Source organism: Galbitalea sp. SE-J8 (genome assembly GCF_030345695.1).
Lineage (GTDB): Bacteria > Actinomycetota > Actinomycetes > Actinomycetales > Microbacteriaceae > JAUASV01.
Genome location: NZ_JAUASV010000024.1, coordinates 24,194 through 49,878 on the forward strand (window position 1 = coordinate 24,194; position 25,685 = coordinate 49,878).

Consider the following 25,685-nt stretch of genomic DNA (forward strand, 5'->3'; position numbering starts at 1 on the left):
CAGGCGCGAGCCGATCTCCGCTGCCCCTCGACAGGGGGATAGTCGAGCCCCTATCGTGTGCCGTGCACCCGGGTACCACTCGCCGACGAAGGAGTACCGATGTCCTCTCGACCCTTGATCCGGCTGAGCGGGGTCGTCGCGACCGCGCTGCTCGCGGCCGTCGCCCTCGTGCCGGCCGGCACGGCGACCGCGGCGCCCGCGAACCGGTGGACCCGCGTGAGTCTCGGCGCGATCAACAACTTCACGAGCCCCGACCTGCTGCGCCTGCCGACGGGTGCGCTGCTCGCGGCCTGGCAGGAGAACGGCTCGGGCGCGTCGCCCACCGACGACTCGATCCAGGCGGCGATCGTCTCGCCCGACGGCCGGAAGGTCGGCTCGCGCAGCACGATCGCGAGCGGCTGGGCCACGCTGTCGTCGTCGCCGCACCTCGCGATCGCCGACGGCTCGGTGCTCGCCGCGTACGTCGGCATCCACTCCCTGGTCACCGAGGATCCGCTCAGCGGCCCCGTGCTCGGCTCGCGCAGCGCCGACGGGGTCACGTGGGCCCAGGACGCGCTCCCGCTGTCCGGTCCGCGGGCCGGCGGCGTGTACGGGCTCGACCTCGTCACCGACGGCCACCAGCCATACACCGCGTTCATCCCGACCTCCACCGACACGATCGGCTACCATGCCGGGCAGGCGACCTCGTTCGACGACGCCGGCGACGTCGGCATCGTGTCCGCGCCGGCCGGCGACGCGTACGACGTCGCGCTCGTTCGCGACAGCGCCACGGGCGACATCTACTCCACGTGGAAGGCGCTCGGCGGCCCGGCGAAGGGGCTGAACGCGCAGCGGATCTGGCCCACCCCGGGCCCGGCGACGCCGCTGCCCGGCGCCCTCACCGGCGGCGACTTCACCGGCGGAGCGGTCGCCGTGCCGATCGGCGCGACGAGCACGAGCCGGGGCGGCGTCTGGCTCGCGTACGGCGTCGGCTATCCGACGGCGACCACGGTGCTGCTCTACAACCCGGCGTCCGGGAAGCGCCTCACCGTGGCGTCGAAGCAGCCGGGCGTCACCGGGGTCACGGCGAGCGCCGGCCCCGACGGCCGGGTCTGGGTGGCGTGGCTCACCAGGAATGCGGCCGGATCGAGCATCGTGCGCGCGGCGCGCAGCAACAGCGCCGTCACCCGTTTCGGGGCCGCGGCATCCGTGCCGGTGCCGGCCTCGCACGGCTACGGCTCGGCGTCCAACGTCGCCGCCGAGGGCAGCTCGGGCGCGCTCGACGTCGTCGTGAACGCGAGCGTTCCCGGTGACCCGAGCCGCACGGCGCTGTACCAGACCCGCATCCCGCCGCTGCTCTCGGTGGCGCTGTCCAAGACGGCCGTGTCGAGGTCGGCCGCGAAGAGCATCCGGGTCACCGTGACGGATGCCGGCGCGCCCGTCGCCCGGGCGAAGGTCACCTGGCGGGGCAAGAAGTTCACCACCTCGAAGAAGGGCACGGTCACGATCCGCGTGCCGAAGGGGCTGCCGGCGGGCAAGAAGTCGATCGCGGCCGCGAAGTCCGGGTACACGCCGGGCGCCGCGAAGCTCACGATCACGAAGCGCTGACCCGCGAGAGGCTGACCGCGACCGGCGCGCGGCACCCCCGCCCCGGCGGGGACGGGGGCGCCGCGCACGGTACGCTGGTCGGGTAACGCCGTCCGAGACTCAGGGAGCACCATGGCGCACGACGCGAACGAACCCGGCCACGGCAACTCGCCCGCCGCCTGGACGGCCGTGGTGATCATGCTCGTCGCGTTCGCGGCGGGCACCGTGTTCTTCTGGCTCGACCTGCCCGCCCTGGTCTGGGCGAGCGCCGCGCTCCTCGTCGTCGGCCTGCTCGTGGGCATCCTGCTCAAGAAGCTCGGCTACGGCGTCGGCGGCGACCGGATCACGCAGAAGGCGCACGAGTAGAGTGCTCGACTCCCTCCTCGCCGGCGCTCTCGCCGACGCGGCGGAGCGACGGGAGCGCACGAGCCTCGCGGATGTCGAGGCCGCAGCCCTCGCACGTCCGGCCGCGCTCGACGCGCTCGCCGCCCTCGCTCCCGCCGACCGCGTGAAGATCATCGCCGAGGTCAAGCGCGCGAGCCCCTCGCGCGGCGATCTCGCCGCGATCCCCGACCCCGCGCTGCAGGCCGCCCGCTACGAGCAGGGCGGCGCGAGCGCGATCAGCGTGCTCACCGAGGGCCGCCGCTTCAAGGGCACGCTCGCCGACCTGACCGCGGTGCGCGAGCGCGTGACGCTGCCGGTGCTGCGCAAGGACTTCGTGGCCGACCCGTACCAGGTCTTTGAGGCGCGCGCCGCGGGCGCCGACCTCGTGCTGCTCATCGTCGCGGCGCTCGATCAGCCGGCGCTCGCCGGGCTGCACGCGCTCATCGGCGAGCTCGGCATGACCGCGCTCGTCGAGGCGCACGACGCCGACGAGCTCGCGCGCGCGGCCGACCTCGGCGCTCGGCTGGTCGGGGTCAACGCGCGCAACCTCTCGACGTTCGAGCTCGACCAGACCCTATTCGGCTCGCTCGCCGACCGCTTCCCGGCGGACGCCATCCGGGTCGCGGAGTCGGCCGTGACCACCCCCGACGACGTGCGCCGCTACCGCGCGGACGGCGCCGATGTCGTGCTCGTCGGCGAGGCGCTCGTCACGGGCGACCCGGTCGCGACCCTGAGGGCGTTCCTGGCATGACCGGGCTCCGCGACGTCACCGGCCCGTACTTCGGCGAGTTCGGCGGCCGTTTCGTGCCGGAGAGCCTCATCGAGGCGCTCGACCAGCTCACCGAGGCCTACGAGTGGTCGAAGACCGACCCCGGTTTCGCCGCCGAGCTCGCCGGGCTGCACCGCAGCTACACCGGCCGCCCGAGCCCGGTCACCGAGGTGAAGCGCTTCGCCGAGCACGCCGGCGGCGCGCGGGTGCTGCTCAAGCGCGAGGACCTCAACCACACCGGCAGCCACAAGATCAACAACGTGCTCGGTCAGGCGCTGCTCACCAAGCGCGTCGGCAAGACCCGCATCATCGCCGAGACCGGGGCCGGCCAGCACGGCGTCGCGACCGCGACCGCCGCGGCGCTGTTCGGGCTCGACTGCGTCATCTACATGGGCGAGGTCGACACCCGGCGCCAGGCGCTCAACGTCGCGCGGATGCGCCTGCTCGGCGCCGAGGTGATCGCGGTGCGCAGCGGCTCCCGCACCCTCAAGGACGCCATCAACGAGGCGTTCCGCGACTGGGTGACGAACGTCGAGACGACCAACTACATCTTCGGCACGGTCGCGGGGCCGCATCCGTTCCCCGCGCTCGTGCGCGACTTCCAGAAGATCATCGGCGAGGAGGCGCGCGAGCAGGTGCTCGAGCTCACCGGCGCGCTCCCGGATGCCGTGGCCGCGTGCGTCGGCGGCGGCAGCAACGCGATGGGCATCTTCGACGCCTTCCTCGACGACGCGGGCGTGCGCCTGCTCGGCTTCGAGGCCGGCGGGGACGGCGCGGACACGCCGCGGACCGCCGCGACCATCACGGTCGGCAGCCCGGGCGTGCTGCACGGCGCGCGCAGCTACCTGCTGCAGGACGAGGACGGCCAGACGATCGAGTCGCACTCGATCTCCGCGGGCCTCGACTACCCGGGCGTCGGCCCGGAGCACTCCTGGCTGCACGCCATCGGCCGCGCCGAGTACCGCCCGGTCACCGACACGGCCGCGATGGAGGCGCTGCGCCTGCTCAGCCGCACCGAGGGCATCATCCCGGCGATCGAGTCGGCGCACGCGCTCGCGGGCGTGCTCGACCTCGGCCGCGAGCTGGGACCGGACGCGACGATCCTGGTGAGCCTGTCCGGCCGCGGCGACAAGGACATGGAGACGGCGGCGGCCTGGTTCGACCTGTACGACGCCGAGCCGGAGGCCACCGAGGGCGACCTCGGCGGGGTCGAGTCGTGAGCCGCGTCGCTGCGGCGATCGGCCGGCGCAACCGGGAGGCCGCGGGCGCGCTCGTCGGCTACCTGCCGGTCGGCTTCCCGGACCTGCCGACGAGCATCGAGGCGGCCGTGGCCCTGGTCGAGAACGGCGTCGACGTGCTCGAGCTGGGCCTGCCGTACTCCGACCCGGTGATGGACGGCGTCGTCATCCAGGACGCGACCCAGCGGGCGCTCGCGAACGGCTTCCGCCTGCAGCACGGCTTCGAGGCCGTGCACGCGATCGTCGAGCGCACCGGGGCGCCCGTGCTCGTGATGACCTACTGGAACCCGGTGCTCCGGTACGGCGTCGACCGGTTCGCCGACGACCTCGCCGCCGCCGGGGGAGCGGGCCTCATCACGCCCGACCTGATCCCGGACGAGGCCGCCGGGTGGCTCGCGACGTCCGACCGCACCGGGCTCGACCGGGTGTTCCTCGCCGCGCCCACCTCGACCGGGACGCGGCTGCGCCGCGCGGTCGAGCTCAGCCGAGGCTTCACCTACGCCGTCTCGACGATGGGCATCACGGGCGAGCGGGCGGATGTGGCGCGCAGCGCGCGCGATCTCGTCGAACGGATGCGCGCGGTCGGCAGCGACTCGGCGTGCGTCGGCATCGGCATCTCCACCGGCGAACACGTGCGCGAGGTGCTGGAATACGCCGACGGGGCGATCGTCGGCACCGCCCTCGTGCGCGCCCTCGCGGACGGCGGCGTCGCGGGCGTCGCCCGCACGGCCGCCGCTCTCGCCGCCGGTACACTCGGCTAGGCCTCCACTCTCACCGACCCGGGGCCTCCCGCCGAATAGGCCCTCCCTCGAAAGGCGCATCGCGACGTGACCGTCCCCGCAAGCATCCCGAGCCCTCCCGAGGCGTTCCAGACCTTCACGATCCCGCTCGGTTCCTGGCTGCACTTCCTCGGCGTGCCCGAGAGCTACGGCCTGACGATCCACGCCTATGCGCTGTGCATCCTGGTCGGCATCGTGCTCGCGGTCGTGGTCACCTCCCGCCGGCTCACGAAGCGCGGCGCTGAGCCCGGCGTCGTGCTCGACATCGCGCTGTGGACCGTGCCGCTCGGCATCATCGGCGCGCGCCTGTTCCACGTCGTCACGCACCCGGGCGACTACTTCGGCACGACCGAGAAGCTCGTCTCGATCCTCTACATCTGGGAGGGAGGGCTCGCGATCTTCGGCGCCCTCATCGGCGGCGCGATCGGCGTGCTCATCGGCTGCCGCATCACGGGCATCCGGTTCTGGGCCTTCGCCGACGCGATGGCCCCCGGCCTCATCCTCGCCCAGGCCTTCGGCCGCCTCGGCAACTGGTTCAACCACGAGCTCTTCGGCTGGCCGACCAGCGCGCCGTGGGGCCTGCAGATCGAGTCGTCGAACCCCGCCTTCCCCGTGGGACTGCCAGCGGACACGCTGTTCCAGCCGACTTTCCTGTACGAGATCATCTGGAACACGCTCGGCTTCCTGGTGATCCTGTTCTTCGCGCGCCGGCTCCAGTGGGGCAAGCAGCTCGCGGTGTACCTGATATGGTACGGCGCCGGTCGCATGGTCTGGGAGACGATCCGCGTGGATCCGAGCCTGTATTTCCTCGGAATCCGCACCAACGTCTGGGCGGCGCTCGTCGCCGTCGTGCTCGGAATCGTGATCCTCGTCGTGCAGTCCCGGCGGCATCCGGGAGCCGAGCCGAGCGTGTACCGGCCCGGTCGCGAGTGGGCGGGCCCGACGGGCTCTGCGGTAGACTCGGCAGAGACCTACTCGGACACCGACGACGACGGCGATGACGCCACGGCGACACCCGAGAACCCGACCGCCACAAGCGGAGCTGACAAGCGCGGTGCCGAAAGCACCGAGGTCACCGCGTCCACACCTGCCGGACCATAACCCCTCAGCTGGGCCACCGACGTCCCCGCCCACGCGCCATTCCCACGAGTGAGGACGGATCGATGGCTCTCACCCATTCACACGCGGCCCCGACGCCCGCATACGAGCGGTTCAGCGGCGTGCCCGCGGCCCAGGGGCTGTACGACCCGCGCCGCGAGAAGGACGCCTGCGGGCTCGCCATGGTCGCGACGCTGCGCGGTACGGCCGGTCACGACATCATCGATGCCGCGCTCGGCGCGCTGCGCAACCTCGAGCACCGCGGCGCGATCGGCTCCGACGCCGGCACCGGCGACGGCGCGGGCATCGTCACGCAGATCCCCGACGAGTTTCTGCGCGCCGTGACGAGCTTCGAGCTGCCCGAGGTCGGCTCCTACGCCGTCGGCATGGCGTTCCTGCCGACGGATGCGGTGCAGCGCGCGAAGGTCAAGAAGGGCATCGAGCGGCTCGCCCACGCGGAGCACCTCGAGGTGCTCGGCTGGCGCGAGGTGCCGGTGCGCCCGGACGTGCTCGGCAACCTGGCGCGCGCCGCGATGCCCGCGTTCCAGCAGCTGTTCGTGCGCTCCACCCGCGTCGACGCCGAGGGCGTGCGCCCGTCGGGCCTCGCGCTCGACCGCCAGGCGTTCCGGATGCGCAAGCGCATCGAGCACGAGCTCGGCACCTACCTGCCGAGCCTGTCCTGCCGCACCCTGGTCTACAAGGGCATGGTCACGACGCTCCAGCTCGAGCCGTTCTACCCCGACCTGTCCGACGAGCGGTTCGCGTCGAAGCTCGCCCTCGTGCACTCGCGCTACTCCACGAACACGTTCCCGTCCTGGCCGCTCGCGCAGCCGTTCCGCCGCATCGCCCACAACGGCGAGATCAACACGGTGCAGGGCAACCGCAACTGGATGCGCGCGCGCCAGTCGCAGCTGGAGTCGGAGCTGATCGGCGACATCCGTCCGCTGCTGCCCATCAACGGGCCGAGCGCGTCCGACTCGGCCTCGTTCGACGAGGTCGTGGAGCTGCTCGAGCTCTCCGGCCGCTCGCTGCCGCACGCGATCATGATGATGGTGCCGGAGGCGTGGGAGAACGCGCCCGACATCGACCCGGCGCGCAAGGCGTTCTACGAGTACCACGCGATGATGATGGAGCCGTGGGACGGCCCCGCCGCGCTCGTGTTCACCGACGGCACGCTCGTCGGCTCCACGCTCGACCGCAACGGCCTGCGCCCCGGCCGGTTCCTCGTCACCGACGACGGCCTCGTCGTGCTCGCGAGCGAGATCGGCGTGCTGCCCGACATCGACCAGACCCGCGTCGTGCGCAAGGGCCGCATCCAGCCCGGCCGCATGTTCGTCGTCGACACGGATGCCGGCCGCATCATCGAGGACGAGGAGATCAAGTCCACGCTCGCGGCCGCCGAGCCGTACGCCGAGTGGCTCGAGCAGGGCCGCATCTTCCTGTCCGACCTGCCCGAGCGGGAGCACGTCGTGCACACGCCCGCGTCGGTCGCGCGCCGCCAGCGCACGTTCGGCTACACGGAGGAAGAGGTGCGCATCCTCATCGGCCCGATGGCGCGCACCGGGGCCGAGCCGCTCGGCGCGATGGGCTCCGACACGCCGATCGCGGTGCTGAGCGATCGCCCGCGCCTGCTGTTCGACTACTTCACGCAGCAGTTCGCGCAGGTGACGAACCCGCCGCTCGATTCGATCCGCGAGCAGATCGTCACCTCGATGAAGCTCGGCCTCGGACCGGAGCGCAACCTGCTCGCCGCGACGGGCGAGCACGCCAAGCAGATCGTGCTCGACTTCCCGGTCATCGACAACGACGAGCTCGCGAAGATCCAGCACTTCGAGACCGCGTCCGGCCGCCGGCCGACCGCGACGATCCGGGGGCTGTACCGCGCCGACAAGGGGCCGAAGGCGCTGCAGAAGCGCATCGCCGAGATGTGCCGCGAGGTCGACGCCGCGATCGCCGCGGGCGCGCAGTTCATCGTGCTGTCCGACCGCGACTCGAACCGCGACCTCGCGCCGGTGCCCTCGCTGCTCATGCTCGCGGGCGTCCACCACCACCTCATCCGCAACGAGAACCGCATGAAGGTGGGGCTGATCGTCGAGGCGGGCGACGTGCGCGAGGTGCACCACGTGGCGCTGCTCATCGGCTTCGGCGCGAGCGCGATCAACCCGTACCTCGCCATGGAGACCGCGGAGGAGCTCGTCCGCGGCGGCCACCTCACGGGGGTCACGCCCGAGAAGGCGACGAAGAACCTGATCAAGGCGCTCGGCAAGGGCGTGCTCAAGATCATGAGCAAGATGGGCATCTCGACGGTGTCGTCCTACGCGGGCGCGCAGTGCTTCGAGGCCGTGGGCCTGTCGCAGGAGTTCGTCGACGAGTACTTCACCGGCACCGCGAGCCTGCTCGGCGGCGTCGGCATCGAGGTGATCGCCGCGGAGAACGCGGCCCGGCACGCCTACGCCTACCCCGAGGACGGCGCGGCGACCGCGCACGAGCGCCTGCTCACCGGGGGCGAGTACCAGTGGCGCCGCGAGGGACCGCCGCACCTGTTCAGCCCCGAGACGGTGTTCCGCCTGCAGCACGCGACGCGCGAGCGCCGCTACGACGTGTTCCGGGAGTACACGAAGCAGGTCGACGACCAGGCCGAGCGGCTCATGACGCTGCGCGGGCTGTTCCGGCTGAAGACGCACGCGCGCACGCCCGTGCCGATCGACGAGGTCGAGCCGGTCGCCTCGATCGTGAAGCGCTTCTCCACCGGCGCGATGAGCTACGGCTCGATCAGCGAGGAGGCGCACTCCACGCTCGCGATCGCCATGAACAGCCTGGGCGCGAAGAGCAACACGGGCGAGGGCGGCGAGGACGTCGAGCGCCTGCTCGACCCCGAACGGCGCAGCGCGATCAAGCAGGTCGCCTCCGGCCGGTTCGGCGTCACGAGCATGTACCTGACGCACGCCGACGACATCCAGATCAAGATGGCGCAGGGCGCGAAGCCCGGCGAGGGCGGCCAGCTGATGGCCGCGAAGGTGTACCCGTGGGTGGCGCGCACGCGCCACTCGACGGCCGGCGTCGGCCTCATCTCGCCGCCGCCGCACCACGACATCTACTCGATCGAGGACCTCAAGCAGCTCATCTTCGACCTCAAGCGCGCGAACCCCGGCGCCCGCGTGCACGTCAAGCTCGTGTCGCAGAACGGCATCGGCGCGGTCGCGGCGGGCGTCACGAAGGCGCTCGCGGATGTCGTGCTCGTCTCCGGCCACGACGGCGGCACGGGAGCGTCCCCGCTCAACTCGCTCAAGCACGCCGGCACGCCGTGGGAGATCGGCCTCGCCGAGACGCAGCAGACGCTCATGCTGAACGGCATGCGCGACCGCGTCGTCGTGCAGGTCGACGGCCAGATGAAGACCGGCCGCGACGTCATCATCGGCGCGCTGCTCGGTGCCGAGGAGTTCGGCTTCGCGACCGCGCCCCTCGTCGTCTCGGGCTGCATCCTGATGCGCGTCTGCCACCTCGACACCTGCCCGGTCGGCGTCGCGACGCAGAACCCCGAGCTGCGCGCGCGGTTCAGCGGCAAGCCCGAGTTCGTCGTGAACTTCTTCGAGTTCATCGCGCAGGAGGTGCGCGAGTACCTCGCCGCGCTCGGCTTCCGCTCCATCGACGAGCTCATCGGCCGCTCCGACCTGCTCGACGTCGACCGCGCCGTCGAGCACTGGAAGGCCGACGGCCTCGACCTGTCGCCGATCCTCGTCGGCCCCGACTTCAGCGACGACGAGCCGCGCCGCAACGCGCGCTCGCAGGACCACGAGCTCGAGAAGCACTTCGACGTGCAGCTCATCGAGCTCGCGGCCGACGCGCTCGAGGGCGGTGGGGCGGTCGCGATCGAGCTGCCGATCCGCAACACGGAGCGCGCGGTCGGCACGATGCTCGGCCACGAGGTCACGAAGCGCCACGGCGAGAACGGCCTGCCCTCGGGCACGATCGACGTCACGCTGCGGGGCTCGGCCGGGCAGTCGTTCGGCGCGTTCATGCCCGCCGGCATCCGGCTGCGGCTCATCGGCGACAGCAACGACTACGTCGGCAAGGGCCTCTCGGGCGGCGAGATCATCGTGCGTCCCGTGCCCGGCGCGTCGTTCGCCGCCGAGGAGAACGTGATCGCCGGCAACGTCATCGGCTACGGCGCGACGCAGGGCACGATGTTCATCCGCGGCATCGTGGGCGAGCGGTTCCTGGTGCGCAACTCCGGCGCGACCGCCGTCGCGGAGGGCGTGGGCGACCACGCGCTCGAGTACATGACGGGCGGGCTCGCCGTCATCCTCGGCTCGACCGGGCGCAACCTCGGCGCCGGCATGTCCGGCGGCACGGCGTACGTGTACGGGCTCACCCCCGAGAAGGTCAATCCCGACGCCCTGGCGGCGGGCGAGCTGCGCCTGGAGAAGCTCGACAGCGCCGACCGCGCGATCCTCGTCGACCTGCTCACGCGGCACCGCGACGAGACCGACTCGACGCTCGCGAACCGCCTGCTCGACGACATCGACGCGACCGTCGACGCGTTCGTCAAGGTGCTGCCGCGCGACTACGCGGCCGTGCTGCAGACGCGCCAGGTGGCGGTCGACGAGGGCCTCGACCCCGACGGCGACGTCGTCTGGGGCCGCATCCTGGAGGCGACGAACGGATGACGCTGCACCGCATCCGTCCCCTGACCCCGACGACCGCGTCCCTGCCGGATGCGTTCCCGAACGAATCGGAGGTGCCCCGTGGCTGACCCGAAGGGCTTCCTCAAGACGCGCGAGCGCGAGCTGCCCGCGCGTCGTCCCGTCGCGCTGCGCCTGATGGACTGGCGCGAGGTGTACGAACCCGGCGACCAGAACGTCACGCGCACCCAGGCGGGCCGCTGCATGGACTGCGGCGTGCCGTTCTGCCACCAGGGCTGCCCGCTCGGCAACCTCATCCCGGAGTGGAACGACCTGACCTGGCGCGGCGAGGGACGCGACGCGATCGAGCGCCTGCACGCGACGAACAACTTCCCGGAGTTCACGGGCACGCTGTGCCCGGCGCCGTGCGAGTCGTCGTGCGTGCTCGGCATCAACCAGCCCGCCGTCACGATCAAGAACATCGAGATCTCGATCATCGACCAGGCCTTCCAGCACGGCTGGGTCACGCCGCACCCGCCGGAGCGCCTGACCGGCAAGACCGTCGCCGTCGTCGGCTCGGGCCCGGCCGGCCTCGCGGCCGCCCAGCAGCTCACCCGCGCCGGGCACACGGTCGCCGTGTACGAGCGCGAGGACCGCATCGGCGGGCTGCTGCGCTACGGCATCCCCGATTTCAAGATGGAGAAGAAGCGTCTCGAGCAGCGCCTCGCGCAGATGCAGGCCGAGGGCACCCGTTTCCGGGCGGGCGTCGCGATCGGCCGGGACATCTCCTGGAGCGACCTCAGGGCGCGCTACGACGCCGTCGTGGTCGCGACCGGGGCGACCGTGCCGCGCGACCTCCCCATCCCGGGCCGCGACCTGCTCGGCGTGCAGTTCGCGATGGACTACCTCGTGCAGCAGAACAAGGTCGGCGCGGGCGACCAGGTCGCCGACCAGATCACGGCGGAGGGCAAGCACGTCGTCGTCATCGGCGGCGGCGACACCGGCGCGGACTGCATCGGCACGGCGCACCGCCAGGGCGCGCTGAGCGTCACGAACCTCGCGATCGGCAAGCAGCCGCCCAGCGAGCGGCCCGAGCACCAGCCGTGGCCGACCACGCCCAACCTGTTCGAGATCACGAGCGCGCACGAGGAGGGCGGGGAGCGCGTGTTCCTCGCCTCGACGGTCGAGTTCCTCGCGAACGAGGCCGGGGAGGTGCGCGCGCTGCGCGTCGCCGAGACCGAGTACGTCGACGGCCGCCGCGTGCCGAAGGCGGGCACGGAGCGGGAGATCCCCGCCGACCTCGTGCTCATCGCGATGGGCTTCACGGGCGCCGAGCGCGACGCGCTCGAGGACCAGCTGCGGATGCCGTTCGACGACCGCGGCAACGTCGCGCGCGACGCGGACTACGCCACGAGCGAGGCCGGCGTCTTCGTCGCGGGCGACGCCGGGCGCGGCCAGTCGCTCATCGTCTGGGCGATCGCCGAGGGCCGCGCCGCGGCCGCCGCGGTCGATCGCTACCTCGAGGGGACGACCGTGCTGCCGGCGCCCGTGCGCGCCACGGATCGGGCGCTCACCGCCTGATCGGCTCGATAGGCTCGACCGGAGACGTCTTCCTCCACCACCACAGTCTCTTGCGGAAGGAATCCATGAGACGCGCCAAGATCGTCGCCACCCTCGGGCCGGCGACGTCGAGCTACGACAGAATCAAGGCCATCATCGAGGCGGGCGTCGATGTCGCCCGCATGAACCTGAGCCACGGCAGCTACGACGTGCACGAGGGGGTCTACGCCAACGTGCGGCGGGCCGCCGCGGACGCGGGCAAGCCCGTCGCGGTGCTCGTCGACCTGCAGGGCCCGAAGATCCGCCTCGGCAAGTTCGAGGGCGGACCGTACGACCTCGAGGTCGGCGACCTGTTCACGATCACGATCGAGGACATCGTCGGCACCAAGGAGCGCGTCGGGACGACCTTCACGGGTCTCCCGCAGGACGTCAAGCCCGGCGACTACCTGCTCATCGATGACGGCAAGGTCAAGGTCGAGGTCGTCTCGACCGACGGCACGGATGTCGTCACACGCGTCCTCGTCGCGGGTCCCGTGTCGAACAACAAGGGCATCAACCTGCCCGGCGTCGCCGTCAACGTGCCGGCCCTGAGCGAGAAGGACGAGGCGGATCTGCGCTGGGGCCTGAAGCTCGGCGCGGACTACATCGCGCTCTCGTTCGTGCGCAGCGCCGCCGACGTGGACCGCGTGCACGAGATCATGGCGGAGGAGGGTCGCAAGATCCCCGTGATCGCCAAGATCGAGAAGCCGCAGGCGGTCGATGCGCTCGAGGAGATCATCGACGCGTTCGACGGCATCATGGTCGCCCGCGGCGACCTCGGCGTCGAGCTGCCGCTCGAGGCGGTGCCGATCGTGCAGAAGCGCGCGGTCGAGCTCGCCCGCCGCATGGCGAAGCCCGTCATCGTGGCGACGCAGATGCTCGAGTCGATGATCGGCAGCCCGGTGCCGACGCGTGCCGAGACCTCCGACGTCGCCAACGCGGTGCTCGACGGCGCCGACGCGGTCATGCTGTCGGGCGAGACGAGCGTGGGGGAGTACCCCGTCGTGACCGTCGCCACCATGGCCCGCATCGTCGCCTCGACCGAGGAGCACGGCCTCGAGCGCATCCCGCCGCTCGGCACGAAGCCGCGCACGCAGGGCGGCGCGATCACGCTCGCCGCGGCCGAGGTCGCCGATTTCGTCGGCGCGAAGTACGTGTGCGTGTTCACCGAGTCGGGCGACTCGGCCCGCCGCATGTCGCGCCTGCGCTTCCCGATCCCGATGAAGGCGTTCACGCCCGACCCGGCGATCCAGCGTCGCATGAGCCTCACGTGGGGCATCGAGGCCTTCCTCGTCGACCGCGTGACGCACACCGACGCGATGTACCACCAGGTCGACGAGATCCTGCTCGGTGCCGGTCGCGCCGAGGTGGGTGACAAGGTCGTCGTGATCTCCGGGTCCCCTCCCGGCATCCCCGGCTCGACGAACGACCTGCGCGTGCACGTGATCGGCGCCGCGGTCAACAAGGCCGTGCCGGTGTGGGAGTCGGGCGAGCACGCCGACTGACGCCCCGGTCGCTCGACGACGGCGCCGGACCCTCGCGGTTCCGGCGCCGTCGTCGTGCGGTCGGCAGCGGCCTAACGCGTCGGCAGGATGCGGGAGTACACCGGCACCGCGACCGCCGCCACGATGACGTGCATGAGCATGAGCGCGACGCCGCCGACGGCCGTGGTGCCGGGGATGAACCCGGTGGCGATGAGCACGATGTCGGGCACGAGGCTCGCGAGCACGACGGCCGGCACGAGTGCGCGCAACACCGTGCGCGATCGCGCGCTGCGGCGCACCACGAGTCGCCATCCGACGAAGCCGACGACGACCCCGACGGCCACGAACGGCAGGTACACGGCGGGCGTGAGCGGGGCGAACGCGGTGGCGCCGGCGGCGACCGCCGCGAGCGCGTCGATGCTGCAGGCGATGCCGGCCACGACGAACGCGGCGCCGAGCAGTGCGAGGGTGCGCGCCCGGCCGGGCGCGTGAACGGATGCGGTGGTGGTGGCCATGGCGGTTCCTCTCGTCGATCAGTACGGCTTTCGTACCATTGCGACGGTAGGCGTGCCGTGGTCGATCCGCCAGACCCCGGGCCGGGATTCATCCCGGGGGAGTAGCGGCCCTCATCCCCCGGGATCGCGGTCGGCCCGGGCCGCGATCGAGCTGAGCGCGGCCGCGAGCCGGTCGCGCTCGGCGGGCGGGAGGCCGACGACGAGGTCGCCCACCCAGGCGCGCAGCTCGCGCTGGATCACCGCGGCGATCTCGGCACCGCGCGCCGTCGGCGTGACGAGCAGGTGGCGCCGATCGGCCGGATCGGGCCCGCGGTCGACGAGGCCCGAGCGCACCATCCGGGCGACGACGCCCGTCATCGTCGACTTCCGCGCCCGCAGCACCGAGCCCAGGCCGAGCATGTTCGTGGGGCGCACCGCGAGCACGAACAGCAGCCGGGCCTCGGCGAGCGTGACACCCTCCCGCTCCGCGATCCGCGCGTACTCGTCGCTCACCAGGGTCGACACGCGCAACAGAGCGGGACCGAACGCCAGCGCGTCATCCGTCACCCTCGCACTGTAGCCGCTTGTGGCTTCCGGCCAACGCGCGCGGATTTCCCTGGGCCGACGGGGGAATTTCCCACAGCTCATTCGTTCTATCCCCCGTCCGGGGGTAAAGTCGGATCACGGCGCCGCTCCATCGGAATCGGGTCGTGATCGCGACACAGACCACACGGATGAGGGGAACATCATGGTGATCCTGGACAGCACTATTCAGGCGGAGACGGGCTCAGAGACGAGCACGACGCCCGGCACGGCCACGAGCAGCACAGCCACGAGCAGCACGGCCACGAGCAGCACGGCCACGAGCAGCACGGCCACGGGCACGGGGGCGGCCGTGGACAGCACCTCGATCACGCTGCAGTGGGAGCCCGTCGAGGGCGTCGAGCCGGCCGCATGGGTGGGCCGCGTCCGCGGCTCGTTCGTCGGGATGATCGAGGCGCGCTGGCAGGAGGGCTTCACCGCCACGACGCGTCTCGGCCGCAAGCTCGGCACGTTCGGCACGCTCGAGGACGCCGAGAGCGCCTTCATCGTCCGCCGCCACTGACGCCCGAGCACTGACGCCCGAGCACGGACGCACACGAGCCCGAGCACTGACAGGCACTGCGCGCCAGCCCTGTGCACGAGCACGGACGTACAGGCCCAGCGCGCGAGCACTGGCGCACAGGCACTGCGCACGCACGCACACGAGCCCGAGGGCGTCGCACCGCCGGTGCGGCGCGCTCCGTCGCGCGGCGCCGCGAGATCACGGCCGCGTCGCCGAATCGGTCCGCGTCGTCGAATCGGGCCGCGTGGGCCGCCGTGTCGCGCGTCGGCCCGGCGCGCACGCGCTGCGGCGGTCGTGCCGGAGGTGGTGTCGTGCCGGATGTGGGACTCGAACCCACACGCCCTCGCGGGCAACCGATTTTGAGTCGGTCGCGTCTGCCATTCCGCCAATCCGGCCGACGCCCTCCGCACGGGGCGGGGCACGGCGCGACCGACGATACCGTAGGCTCTCTCCGTGACAGACCAGCAAGCATCGTCCGCTCCCCGTCGCGTCGTCGTGGCGGAAGACGAGTCGCTCATCCGTATGGACATCGTCGAGATCCTCAAGGACAACGGCTTCGACGTCGTGGGAGAGGCCGGTGACGGCGAGACGGCTGTCGCGCTCGCGACCGAGCTGCGCCCCGACCTCGTGGTCATGGACGTCAAGATGCCGCAGCTCGACGGCATCTCGGCGGCGGAGCGCCTGACCAAGGACCACATCGCCCCGGTCGTGCTCCTCACCGCGTTCAGCCAGAAGGAGCTCGTCGAGCGCGCGAGCGAGGCGGGCGCGCTCGCCTACGTCGTGAAGCCGTTCACGCCGAACGACCTGTTGCCCGCGATCGAGATCGCGCTGAGCCGCTACACCCAGATCCTCACCCTCGAGGCCGAGGTCGCCGACCTCGTCGAGCGGTTCGAGACGCGCAAGCTCGTCGACCGCGCGAAGGGCCTGCTCAACGAGAAGATGGGCCTGTCGGAGCCCGAGGCGTTCCGCTGGATCCAGAAGGCCTCCATGGACCGCCGCCTGACCATGCACGACGTCGCCCAGGCGATCATCGAGCAGCTCGCGCCGAAGAAGTAGCCCCGTGCAGCCCCGGTCGCCGAGCGATCCGGGGCAGGCCGCGGTCCCGCCCGGCGCGGTCGTCGTGACCGGCGGCGCGCGCGGCATCGGCGCGGCCATCGCGGACCGCCTCGCCGCCGACGGATGGCGCGTGGTCGTCATCGACCGGGAGGAGTCGTCGCGGCATCCGACGGTCGTGGGCGACGCGGGGGATCCCGCCGTCACGGCCGGCGCGATCGCCGCTGCGCCCGTGCCGCTGCGCGGCTGGGTGAACAATGCGGCGGTGTTCGAGGACGCCGATCTGCATGACGATGCGGGGCGCGTGCGACAGCTCGTGGACCGCAACCTCGCTCCCGCCCTCGTCGGAACGACGACGGCCCTCCGCGCGTTCCTCGCTCACGGGACCACGGGCGCGATCGTCAACGTGTCGTCGCACCAGGCGTCGCGCCCGGTGGCCGGTGCCGCACCCTACTCGATCGCCAAGGCGGCGATCGAGGGGCTCACGCGGGCGACGGCGGTCGACTACGGACGCCTCGGCATCCGGGCGAACGCCGTCGCGCTCGGCTCGATCCGCACGGAACGCCTCGACGCATCCCTCGAGCCGGCCCTGGCCGGGGTGCACGCGCTCGGACGCGTCGGTGAGCCGGTCGAGGTGGCCGACGTGGTCGCGTTCCTGCTCTCCGAGCGCGCGTCCTTCATCAGCGGCGCGATCATCCCCGTCGATGGCGGGCGCTCGGCGCGCGGCCCCGATGCCGAGGCGCGCACCGTCGGGCCGGAGCCGAACCCGACGCGAGGCGGTGCCCCCGGCCTCAGTGCATGATCATGCCGCCGGTGACGTTGATCGCCTGCCCGGTGAGATAGTCGCCGTCGGATGACGCGAGGAAGGCCGCCACTCCGGCGACGTCCTCGGGCACTCCGAGCCGTCCGAGCGGCGAGTAGCTCGACCACTCGGCCACGTCCTCGGCTGTGCGGGTCGCGGCGCCCATCTCGGTGAGCACGTAGCCCGGGCACAGGGCGTTCGCCGTGATCCCGTGCGCGCCGAGCTCGATGGCCGTCACCCGGGTGAGCGCGATGACGGCGGCCTTCGACGCGGCGTAGTGGCCCTGGCCTTCGCCCCCCGCCTTGCCGGCCATGCTCGCGAGGTTGACGATCTTGCCCCCGCGGCCCGCCTCGATCATCGCCCGGGCGACCTCCTGCGTGGTCACGAGCATCGGCCGGAGGTTGATCGCGAACGTCTCGTCCCACTCCTCGAGCGACATGGACAGCAGCGGGGAGAAGCGCAGGATGCCGGCGTTGTTGACCAGGATGTCGACCCCGCCGAGCGCCCCGATCGCCGCCGTCAGCGTCGCGCGGGTCTGCGCGGCGTCACGCACGTCCGCGCGGAAGAACCGCGCGCCGACCGCCTCGGCCGTCTCCCGCCCCTCGGATTCGAGCAGGTCGAGGATCGCCACCTGGGCGCCGTCCGCGACGAACCGCTCCACGATCGATCGGCCTATCCCGCGGGCGCCCCCGGTGACTATCGCCCGCCGCCCCTCGAGCCGGCGGCTCACGCCTGCACCCGCCCGCGGACCCAGGCGCCGTCGCGCAGCGCGTAGTGGAGCCGCCGGTTGAGCGAGCCGGCGTGCCCCTCCCAGAACGTGACGGCATCCGGAACCAGGCGATACCAGATCCAGTAGTCCGGTCGCGGGATCGGTTCGCCGTCCTCGAGCAGCCGCTCGAATGCGCGCAGCTGCGCCGCCTCGTCGTCGAGCGGGCGACCGTGGAACGACACCGTGCGCGACGCCTGCACGGCCCGGCTGTCCGCGGCGAAGCGCGCGTCGTTCTCCGCGTCCTCCGCGATGACGACCCGCCCGGTGACGTTCACGGACTGCGCGGTCTCGCGCCAGTAGGCGGAGATCGCTGCACGCCCGGTCTCGAGCATCTCGACGCCCTTCCGGCTGCCGAGGTTCGTGGTCAGCAGCAGCGCGTCGTCCTCGACGCCGAGGAGCTGCACCGTGCGGCTCGAGGGCACGCCGTTCGCGGATGCGGTGGCGAGCGTCACGTACATCGGCTCGAGCACGTCGCGCCGCACCGCACCGTCGATCCAGTGCTCGAGCAGGCGCAGCGGATGCGCGGGCGCGGCGTCCGCCGAGATGCTCTCCACGTCGTCGGGGAGGGTCGGGAAGGTGGTCTGACCGGCTGGTCGTCGAAGGTCCATGGCTCTCTCTCCGAGCTCGTTCGCTGTCCGGGACACGCCCGCAGTGCGTGCCCTGCAGACAGCATCCCGGATCGCGGGCCGGGCCACGACGATTCGCCTAATCGTTTTACATGCTCGTAATAGAACGATTTAGATTTCTCGCTAGCATCGCTTCCAACTCGGCGCCGCGGTCGCCGCACCGTCGCTCCGAGCGACCAGGACGGCACGTCCCGTCCGCAGCACAGCACCGCCCGCACCACGTAACCCGTACATCGCCGGGGCTCGCCCCGCCAACCCTCGAGGGGTATGACATCGTGACGAAACATCTGACCGCGACCGCGCCTTCCGCCGCCGGTATCGCCTGCATCGCCCTGGCGGCGATCGCGCTCACCGGCTGTTCCTCCGGACCGGACAAGGACGCCAAGCCCGCCGCCGCGGACTCGAAGTACATCAGCGCCGATCGGTGCACGGCCAACCAGGACGCCGGCACGATCAACTTCCTGACCTCGTACGTGTACGCGGCATCCGTCGGCATCCTCGACGTCGTGGCGGCGGAGGAGCTCGGCTACTTCGACGACCTCTGCCTCGACGTCGCCATGCAGCCCGGCGTCGACAACAACGCCCAGCTGGTCTCCGCCGGCACCGCGCAGATCGCGGGTCTCGGCTCCGCGAGCGACACCCTCATCGCCCGCGACAAGGACGCCAAGGACATCGTCGCGGTCGCGACGTACGGCAGCCAGGGCGCGATCGAGCTGCTCACCATGGCCGACAGCGGCATCGACACGCTGCAGGACTTCGCCGGCAAGACCGTCGGCTACAAGGGCGCGATCTCGGCGCAGTTCAGCGCCATGTTCAAGAACAACGGGGTCGACCCGTCGTCCATCAACTGGGTCTCCGTCGGCTACGACCCGCAGATCCTGCCCGACGGGCAGGTGCAGGGCCTCGGCGCGTTCAAGTCGAACGAGCCCAAGGTGCTCGAGTCGCGCGGCTACGACATCAAGGAGTGGGCGCCCGAGGACTACGGCGTGCAGTCGACGTTCAACACGCAGATCGCGAACAAGAAATGGGCCGAGGCGAACCCGACCGCGGTCGAGGACTTCCTCCGCGCTTCGTTCGAGGCCTACGCGTGGATCAACGAGTCCGACGCGAACCTCGACAAGGCGCTCGGCTGGGCCGCGGACCGCTCCGAGTCCGGCTACGACCTGGACGCGAGCAAGGTCCGCTGGCAGACCGAGGTCTCGATGGTCGAGTCCGCGCGCGATCAGTCGATCGGACTCGGCGTGCAGACCGAGGACCAGTGGTCGTCGGAGCTGGGGCTCGTCGTCGACTACGGCCTCGTGAGCAACCCGCCGTCGTATGACGAGACCGTCGACGACTCGTACATCGACGCGATCTACGACGGGAACAAGCTCATCTGGCCGGCTCAGTGAGAGCTTGGCTCCAGACGGGCTTCGGCCCTCGGGCGGTGCGGGGACTCAGCGAGGTCCCCGCACCCGTCCCGGGGGCGGACGAGGTCGTGGTCCGGGTGCGGGCCTGCGCCCTGAACCGGCTCGACGTGCTTCAGCGCCGCGCACCCGTCGTGCCGACCTTCCGCCTCCCGCACATCGCCGGGATGGACGTGGTCGGCGAGGTCGTCTCGGTCGGCGAGGAGGTGCCCGCGACGGCGCTCGGCGCCCGCGTCGTGCTGGATCCGGTCGTCGTCTGCGAGCGCTGCGACCGCTGCGTCGCCGGCCTCCCGATGTACTGCCGCGAGCTCCGCACCGTCGGGTCGAGCCGCGACGGCGGCTTCGCCGACCTCGTCGCAGCGCCCTGGCGCAACTGCATCCCCGTGCCGGAGGGCGCGCTCGACGACGCGGAGCTCGCGTCCGTGCCGGTCGCATCCGTCACCGCGTGGCACGCGATCACGGGCCCCGGGGCCGTGCGGGCCGGGGAGGTCGTCGTCGTCCCGGCGGCCGGCTCCGGCGTCGGCGCGGCCGGCATCCAGATCGCGAAGAACCTCGGCGCGACCGTGATCACGACGGTCGGGGACCCGGGCAAGATCGCCGCGGCCGAGGCGCTCGGCGCGGATGCGGTCATCGATCGCACCGCCGGACCCTGGTGGGAGCGAGCGGTCGAGCTCACCGACGGCCGCGGCGTCGACGTGGTCATCGACCACGTCGGGGGCGAGTTCGTGCAGCAGGCGATCGACGCCCTGCGCATCGAGGGCCGGATCGTGATGTCCGGGACCACCGCGGGCAGCGAGGCCGCGTTCCGGGGCACCTCGCTCTTCCACTGGGGCAAACGCATCCTCGGGCACGGCGGGTACCGGCCCGCGGAGATGCGCGCCGTCGTCGAGGAGTACCTCGCGGGACGGCTCCGAGCGGTGGTCGACGGCGTCTGGGGCTTCGAGGCGCTGCCCGAGGCGGAGGAACGACTCGAGTCCGGCCGATTCAACGGCAAGTTGGTGCTGAGTATGGAGGCGGCATGAGCAAGCAATCGGCGGCGGGTGCCGCCGCGATCGACCCGACGGACGCGGCACCGGCGGGCGTCGCCGTCACGGGCGTCCGCAAGACCTTCCGCACCCGGCGCGGCGAGTTCGTCGCGCTGCAGAACGTCGACCTCACGGTGCGGCCGGGGCACTTCGTCACCCTGTTCGGACCGTCCGGATGCGGCAAGTCGACTCTGCTGCGGATCATCGCCGGTCTCGAGGTCGCGGATGCCGGGGCGGTCTCGCTGTTCGGCGACGCACCGGCCGTCGCGGCGAAGAAGAAGAACATCGGCTGGATCCCGCAGTCGTCCGCCCTGCTGCCGTGGGACTCGATCCGGTCGAACGCGACGCTCAGCGACCGCGTGAACCGCCGCGCCGATCGCAGCCGGACGACCGCGCGCGCGCCCCTCGACGCGGACGAGGTGCTCGGCGAGCTGGGGCTCGGCGACTTCCTCGACTCCCGCCCCTCGCAGCTCTCCGGCGGCATGATGCAGCGGGCGTCGATCGCGCGCGGGTTCGTGCAGGGCGCGCCGCTGCTGCTGATGGACGAGCCGTTCTCAGCGCTCGACGAGCTGACCCGGGAGAGCGCGCGCGTGCAGCTGCTGCGGCTCTGGGAGCACTACCGCAAGACCGTGGTCTTCGTCACGCACTCGGTCGAGGAGGCGGTCGCGCTCTCCGACGAGGTCGTGGTGATGTCTCCGCGACCGGGCCTGATCGCCGGTGTCGTGCCGATCGACCTGCCCCGGCCGCGTTCGACGATCGACGAGGACACGCCCGCGTTCTGGGATGCCGTCCGCCGCGTGAAGGAGCTGCTGCGCACGGGATGGACGGGCGAGGAGTGAGCGCGATCGCCCCGTCGCGGCGCGGGTCGCGCCGCGCGCTCGGCATGACCGTAACGGTGCTCGCGCCGGTGCTGCTGTTCGCGGTGCTCGGCCTCGTCTGGGAGTGGGTCGCGACCCACAACCCGAGCCTCATCCCGCCGCTGGAGAAGATCGCCAAGGAGTTCGTCTCCCGACCCGACTTCTACCTGAGCCAAGTCTGGACGACGCTCGCGTCGGCGCTCATCGGTCTCGTCATCGGCGTCCTCGTCGCGCTCGTCATCGCCGCGGCGATCGTGCACGTGCGCTTCCTCGCCGCGGCCGTGATGCCCGTCGCGCTCATCATCAACGTGACACCGATCGTGGCCATCGCGCCGGCGCTCATCGTGGCGTTCGGCTTCACCCGGCTTCCGCACATCACGGTCGCCGCCCTGAGCGTGTTCTTCCCGATGCTCATCAACGCGACCGCCGGCCTGCGCTCGATCGACTCGCAGGCGCTCGACGTGTTCCGCTCGATGTCCGCCTCGAGGTGGAACGTGTTCGTGGGACTGCGGCTGCCGACGAGTCTTCCGTTCCTGTTCGCCGGTCTCCGGCAGGCGACCTCGGCGGCGATGATCGGCGCCATCATCGCCGAGTTCACGGGCACGAACGCCGGGCTCGGAGCGACGATCACGAACGCGACGTTCTTCCTCAACCTGGCCCAGATGTGGACCGCCATCGCGCTGTCCGCGCTCGTGTCCATCATCCTGATGGGGATCGTCGCGCTCGTCGAACGGCTCGTGCTGCGGTGGTGAGGTGACCGCGATGACCGCGGGCCGCGGCCACTGGCCGGCGGTCTGGGTGCTCAGCGTCGGCTTCTTCCTGGTGTCGATCGACGGCAGCATCGTGGTCGTCGCGACCCCGAACCTGATGACGTCGCTCGGCGCGGACACCGACCTCGCCCTCTGGGTGACGAGTGCGTACCTGCTGTGCTCGGCGGCGCCGCTGCTGCTCTTCGGGCGGCTCGGCGATCGCTTCGGACGCGGACGCGTCTACCTCGTCGGGCTCGCCGGCTTCGTCGTCGCGAGTGGGCTGTGCGCGGCCGCCCCCGGCATCGGCTGGCTCATCGCCGCGCGAGCGCTGCAGGGCGTCGCGGGGGCCGCAATGGCGCCGCAGAGTCTCGCGATCATCCGGGAGGTCACGCCACCGGCGCGCCTCGGCTCCGCCATGGGCGTCTGGGGCTCGACCGCGGGGGTCGCGAACGTGGTCGGCCCGGCGCTGGGCGGCGTGCTCGTCGACGCGGCCGGGTGGCGCTCGGTGTTCCTCGTGAACGTGCCGCTCGGCGCGATCGTGCTCGCGCTCGCCCTCGTCATCGTGCCGCGCGGATCGCCGCGACGCATCGGGATGGATCCGGCCGGGGCCGCCCTCTCGTTCGTGGGGTTCGTGCTCATCGTGTTCGCGATCCAGCAGGGCGAGCGCTTCGGCTGGGGCGTCGTGGCCGGCCCGGTCAGCATCCCCGCCCTGCTCGTCGCCGGGAGCGTCGCGCTCCTCGCCTTCGTGCTCGTCGAACGACGGGCGGGGGAGCGCGCGCTCCTGCCGCTCGGCGTGTTCCGCCTCCCGGGGTACACCCCCGGGTTCGTCGGCGTGGCCGCGGTCGCGCTCATCGTCACCGCCGTGCCGATCCCGCTCGCGCTCGCCGCCCAGCAGGCGCTCGCGCTCGGCGCGACCGGAGCCGCGCTGCTCCAGCTGCCGATCGGCCTCGGCGCCGCGGCGCTCGCGGCGCCGGCCGGGCGGCTCGTCGACCGCTTCGGCGGCCGGCCCGTCGCTCTCGTCGGTGTCAGCGGCTACGTGATCGGGAGCTGGGGGATCGCCGGGGCGATCGGCGCCGGCTCGATCCCGCTCGTGGTGCTCGCGACGGCCGGCTTCGGCGTCGCCAACTCGCTCGTCTGGGCGTCCCTCGCGGCGCTCGCGATGTCGGGCGTGCCGGGCCGCCTGGCCGGCGCCGCATCCGCCTCCTACAACACCGGACGCCAGCTCGGCGCCGTGCTCGGCTCGGCGGGCGTCGCGGCGATCGTCCAGGCCGGCCTCGCGCGACAGTTCGCCGGCGATCCGACCCTGCTGGCCTCGGCGGTCGCGGGCGTCGTGCCCGGCGCCGCGGTCGGCCGATACCTCGCGGCGATGGCGGTCGCGGTGCTCGCGGCGGGCCTCGCCGGTCTCGTCGCCGTGCCGCTGCTCGCGCGGAAACCTCGAACTAGGATGGTGACGGGCGGTCGCGGGGGAGCGGCGGAGACTGGAGCGCAGCGTTGAGCGGGGACTCGTCGGGCGTGCCGAACCGGGCGGTCACGCTGCGCGAGGTTGCCGATCTCGCCGGGGTGAGCGTCGCGACCGCGAGCAACGCGCTGAGCGGCACCCGCAAGGTCGGCGCGCAGACCGTGCAGCGCGTCGTCGATGCTGCCGCGCAGCTCGGCTATCGCCGCAACGAGGTCGCCCGTTCGCTGCGCACCGGTCTGCGCAACACCATCGGCGTCGTGGTGCCCGACGTCACCAACCCGTTCTTCTCCGAGATCGTCAAGGAGATCGAGGGGCGCGCCAACGCGCTGCACTGGTCGGTCGTGCTCTGCAACACGAGCTTCGACATCGCGCGCGAGGCGAGCTACCTCGCGCGGCTCATCTCGTCGGCGGACGGCGTGCTGCTGTTCTCCACGGCGCCGGACGACGCGGCGGTCGACCCGCTCATCCGACTCGGCGTGCCCGTCGTCGCCGGGGACGAGCCGATCCTCGTGCCAGGGGTCGGCTCCGTCGTCTCCGACAACGAGGGCGGCGCCCTGCTCGCCGCCCGGCACCTGTACGAGGCCGGCGGGCGCGTGTTCGGGCTCATCGACGGGCCGCCGACGATGGCCACCGCGCGGGCCCGCGTCGCGGGCTTCCTCCGCGGCCTCGAGTCCAGCGGTCTCACCGTGGCGCCCGAGCACCACGTCCGGGTGCCGTACTCGCTCGAGGGCGGGCGCGAGGGCATGCGCCAGCTGCTGCAGAGCACGACGCCGGTCGACGCGGTCTTCACCTGCACCGACATGCAGGCGATCGGCGCGGTCTTCGAGGCGGTGGATCGCGGCCGGCGCATCCCGGACGACCTCCTCGTCTGCGGATTCGACGACATCAGCTGGTCGTCGCGCATCCACCCGTCGCTCACCACGCTGCACCAGGATGCCGAGCGGATCGCGCGGCGCGCCTTCGACATGCTCGTGTCGATGATCCTCGAGGGCGCCGAGCCGTCGACGATCGTGCTGCCGGTCGACCTGGTCGAACGGGAGTCGACCCGCCGCCGGCCCGGCTAGACACGTGAGCCCCTTCGGGTCGGGCGGCGTGGACGCGGTGGATCGCGGGCGGAGGGTGTGCAGCCCAGTGTGTGAAACAGCCCAGTGTGTGAAAACCGACCTCGACACCTTCGCGTGACTAGCCAACGCGTGGCTGGCCAGCGCGTGATTGGCCAGCACGTGATTGGTCAGCGCGTGACTGCAGTGCGGAACTGGACAATGCGTGACCGTCCAGTTGCGAGCGGGGGCGCTTGACAAGGACCTTGTGGTCCTCGACGAACTGGAAGCGGTTCACCAGTTCGTCTCCCCGGCGAATTACTTCGCCGCCTGACGGAGGATGTCGCGCTCCTCGGCGAGCTTGCGGGCCTCGGCTTGCGAGGCGGTCAGCTCCGCCTCCAACCTCACGATCGGCGCCGCCTGCGATTCCGGACGTGCGGCCGGCGCGGACGCCGGCGCTCCCGCGGTCGTGGTCCCGGAGCCCAGCCCCACGACCCACTCCTTCAACGCGCCCGGCGACGAAACTCGTCCGTGTAGTTCTTCCTGGCCATCCTTGGATTCTCCTGGCCATCCTTGGATTCTCGCTTCCCCCAGCAGTGTGCTGGATTCCACGTGTCCAAGATCAAGGGTCACGCCCCGTGTGTTGTGTGATCGGGTTCTGTGATCGCAGGGTGATGGGTGGGGGTGTTGTGTGGGGGTCGCGGGCGACGAGTTCGTAGGTGCTGGTGTGTCGTCGTTGTATCCGGTAGTGGTTGGCGTGT

General features: G+C 71.9%; 24 protein-coding genes and 1 tRNA gene. 18 read left to right on the forward strand and 7 right to left on the reverse strand.

Going from position 1 to position 25,685, the window contains the following annotated elements; genetic code table 11:
* Positions 1-99: 99 nt before the first annotated feature.
* The 9 genes from QT381_RS13615 to pyk all read left to right on the forward strand — a co-directional run bounded on the left by QT381_RS13615 (position 100) and on the right by pyk (position 13,560).
* The gene (locus tag QT381_RS13615; RefSeq protein ID WP_289249579.1) at positions 100-1,587 is read left to right on the forward strand and encodes a hypothetical protein; all 1,488 of its coding nucleotides are present in this window, start codon (positions 100-102) and stop codon (positions 1,585-1,587) included.
* Between the two features lie 111 nt (positions 1,588-1,698).
* Entirely contained in the window at positions 1,699-1,932 is a 234-nt protein-coding gene (locus QT381_RS13620; RefSeq protein ID WP_289249580.1) for a DUF6704 family protein, read from the forward strand.
* A gap of 1 nt (position 1,933) precedes the next feature.
* Entirely contained in the window at positions 1,934-2,701 is a 768-nt protein-coding gene (gene trpC, locus QT381_RS13625) for an indole-3-glycerol phosphate synthase TrpC (protein WP_289249581.1), read from the forward strand.
* Positions 2,698-3,939, forward strand: a complete 1,242-nt coding sequence (gene trpB, locus QT381_RS13630; RefSeq protein WP_289249582.1) for a tryptophan synthase subunit beta — start codon at positions 2,698-2,700, stop codon at positions 3,937-3,939. Before trpC ends, trpB begins: the two co-directional genes overlap by 4 nt.
* Complete coding sequence (trpA, locus tag QT381_RS13635; protein WP_289249583.1) at positions 3,936-4,718, forward strand: tryptophan synthase subunit alpha; 783 nt, start codon at positions 3,936-3,938, stop codon at positions 4,716-4,718. Before trpB ends, trpA begins: the two co-directional genes overlap by 4 nt.
* Before the next feature lie 66 nt (positions 4,719-4,784).
* On the forward strand, positions 4,785-5,837 hold the full coding sequence (gene lgt, locus QT381_RS13640; RefSeq protein WP_502877537.1) for a prolipoprotein diacylglyceryl transferase: 1,053 nt from the start codon (positions 4,785-4,787) through the stop codon (positions 5,835-5,837).
* Between the two features lie 62 nt (positions 5,838-5,899).
* A complete protein-coding gene (gene gltB / locus QT381_RS13645) occupies positions 5,900-10,501 on the forward strand; it encodes a glutamate synthase large subunit (protein ID WP_289249584.1) in 4,602 nt (1,533 codons plus the stop codon).
* A gap of 78 nt (positions 10,502-10,579) precedes the next feature.
* A complete protein-coding gene (locus QT381_RS13650) occupies positions 10,580-12,037 on the forward strand; it encodes a glutamate synthase subunit beta (protein WP_289249585.1) in 1,458 nt (485 codons plus the stop codon).
* A gap of 65 nt (positions 12,038-12,102) precedes the next feature.
* Positions 12,103-13,560 (forward strand): pyruvate kinase, encoded by a 1,458-nt coding sequence (pyk, locus tag QT381_RS13655; protein WP_289249586.1) that lies wholly within the window; start codon positions 12,103-12,105, stop codon positions 13,558-13,560.
* A gap of 71 nt (positions 13,561-13,631) precedes the next feature.
* Here the strand turns inward: pyk and QT381_RS13660 are convergent, their stop codons facing one another.
* The 3 genes from QT381_RS13660 to QT381_RS13670 form a co-directional block, all read right to left on the reverse strand.
* A complete protein-coding gene (locus QT381_RS13660; RefSeq protein ID WP_289249587.1) occupies positions 13,632-14,054 on the reverse strand; it encodes a DUF6069 family protein in 423 nt (140 codons plus the stop codon).
* Between the two features lie 111 nt (positions 14,055-14,165).
* Entirely contained in the window at positions 14,166-14,600 is a 435-nt protein-coding gene (locus QT381_RS13665; RefSeq protein ID WP_289249588.1) for a MarR family winged helix-turn-helix transcriptional regulator, read from the reverse strand.
* Between the two features lie 204 nt (positions 14,601-14,804).
* Positions 14,805-14,939, reverse strand: a complete 135-nt coding sequence (locus QT381_RS13670) for a hypothetical protein (protein WP_289249589.1) — start codon at positions 14,937-14,939, stop codon at positions 14,805-14,807.
* Here QT381_RS13670 and QT381_RS13675 point away from each other — a divergent pair.
* Positions 14,929-15,138, forward strand: a complete 210-nt coding sequence (locus tag QT381_RS13675) for a hypothetical protein (protein ID WP_289249590.1) — start codon at positions 14,929-14,931, stop codon at positions 15,136-15,138. The two genes, QT381_RS13670 and QT381_RS13675, sit on opposite strands and share 11 nt — an antisense overlap.
* A 312-nt stretch (positions 15,139-15,450) precedes the next feature.
* On the opposite strand, the gene QT381_RS13680 is transcribed toward QT381_RS13675, so the two are convergent.
* Positions 15,451-15,533 (reverse strand) — tRNA-Leu (locus tag QT381_RS13680).
* A 58-nt stretch (positions 15,534-15,591) separates the two neighbouring features.
* Here QT381_RS13680 and QT381_RS13685 point away from each other — a divergent pair.
* Positions 15,592-16,194: an ANTAR domain-containing response regulator gene (locus QT381_RS13685; protein WP_289249591.1), complete on the forward strand. Its 603-nt coding sequence runs from the start codon at positions 15,592-15,594 to the stop codon at positions 16,192-16,194.
* A gap of 4 nt (positions 16,195-16,198) precedes the next feature.
* Positions 16,199-16,993, forward strand: a complete 795-nt coding sequence (locus QT381_RS13690) for an SDR family NAD(P)-dependent oxidoreductase (RefSeq protein WP_289249592.1) — start codon at positions 16,199-16,201, stop codon at positions 16,991-16,993.
* On the opposite strand, the gene QT381_RS13695 is transcribed toward QT381_RS13690, so the two are convergent.
* Both QT381_RS13695 and QT381_RS13700 read right to left on the reverse strand, forming a co-directional pair.
* Positions 16,983-17,723 carry an SDR family NAD(P)-dependent oxidoreductase gene (locus QT381_RS13695; protein WP_289249593.1) on the reverse strand — a complete coding sequence of 247 codons (741 nt, stop codon included), beginning with the start codon at positions 17,721-17,723 and terminating at the stop codon, positions 16,983-16,985. The two genes, QT381_RS13690 and QT381_RS13695, sit on opposite strands and share 11 nt — an antisense overlap.
* Entirely contained in the window at positions 17,720-18,370 is a 651-nt protein-coding gene (locus QT381_RS13700; protein WP_289249594.1) for a pyridoxine/pyridoxamine 5'-phosphate oxidase, read from the reverse strand. Before QT381_RS13700 ends, QT381_RS13695 begins: the two co-directional genes overlap by 4 nt.
* Positions 18,371-18,663: 293 nt before the next feature.
* Here QT381_RS13700 and QT381_RS13705 point away from each other — a divergent pair, with 293 nt between their 5' ends.
* From QT381_RS13705 to QT381_RS13730, 6 genes are read left to right on the forward strand one after another with little or no spacing between them, the layout of a single operon-like run.
* Positions 18,664-19,779 (forward strand): ABC transporter substrate-binding protein, encoded by a 1,116-nt coding sequence (locus QT381_RS13705; RefSeq protein WP_289249595.1) that lies wholly within the window; start codon positions 18,664-18,666, stop codon positions 19,777-19,779.
* 35 nt (positions 19,780-19,814) lie between these two features.
* Positions 19,815-20,816 carry a zinc-binding dehydrogenase gene (locus QT381_RS13710; protein WP_502877539.1) on the forward strand — a complete coding sequence of 334 codons (1,002 nt, stop codon included), beginning with the start codon at positions 19,815-19,817 and terminating at the stop codon, positions 20,814-20,816.
* The gene (locus QT381_RS13715; protein WP_289249597.1) at positions 20,813-21,658 is read left to right on the forward strand and encodes an ABC transporter ATP-binding protein; all 846 of its coding nucleotides are present in this window, start codon (positions 20,813-20,815) and stop codon (positions 21,656-21,658) included. The genes QT381_RS13710 and QT381_RS13715 overlap by 4 nt, the downstream gene beginning before the upstream one ends.
* Positions 21,655-22,428 (forward strand): ABC transporter permease, encoded by a 774-nt coding sequence (locus QT381_RS13720; protein ID WP_289249598.1) that lies wholly within the window; start codon positions 21,655-21,657, stop codon positions 22,426-22,428. Before QT381_RS13715 ends, QT381_RS13720 begins: the two co-directional genes overlap by 4 nt.
* Before the next feature lie 10 nt (positions 22,429-22,438).
* Positions 22,439-23,920 carry an MFS transporter gene (locus tag QT381_RS13725; RefSeq protein ID WP_289249599.1) on the forward strand — a complete coding sequence of 494 codons (1,482 nt, stop codon included), beginning with the start codon at positions 22,439-22,441 and terminating at the stop codon, positions 23,918-23,920.
* Entirely contained in the window at positions 23,917-24,948 is a 1,032-nt protein-coding gene (locus tag QT381_RS13730) for a LacI family DNA-binding transcriptional regulator (RefSeq protein WP_289249600.1), read from the forward strand. Before QT381_RS13725 ends, QT381_RS13730 begins: the two co-directional genes overlap by 4 nt.
* 294 nt (positions 24,949-25,242) lie before the next feature.
* Here the strand turns inward: QT381_RS13730 and QT381_RS13735 are convergent, their stop codons facing one another.
* A complete protein-coding gene (locus QT381_RS13735; RefSeq protein ID WP_289249601.1) occupies positions 25,243-25,416 on the reverse strand; it encodes a hypothetical protein in 174 nt (57 codons plus the stop codon).
* Positions 25,417-25,685: the final 269 nt, after the last annotated feature.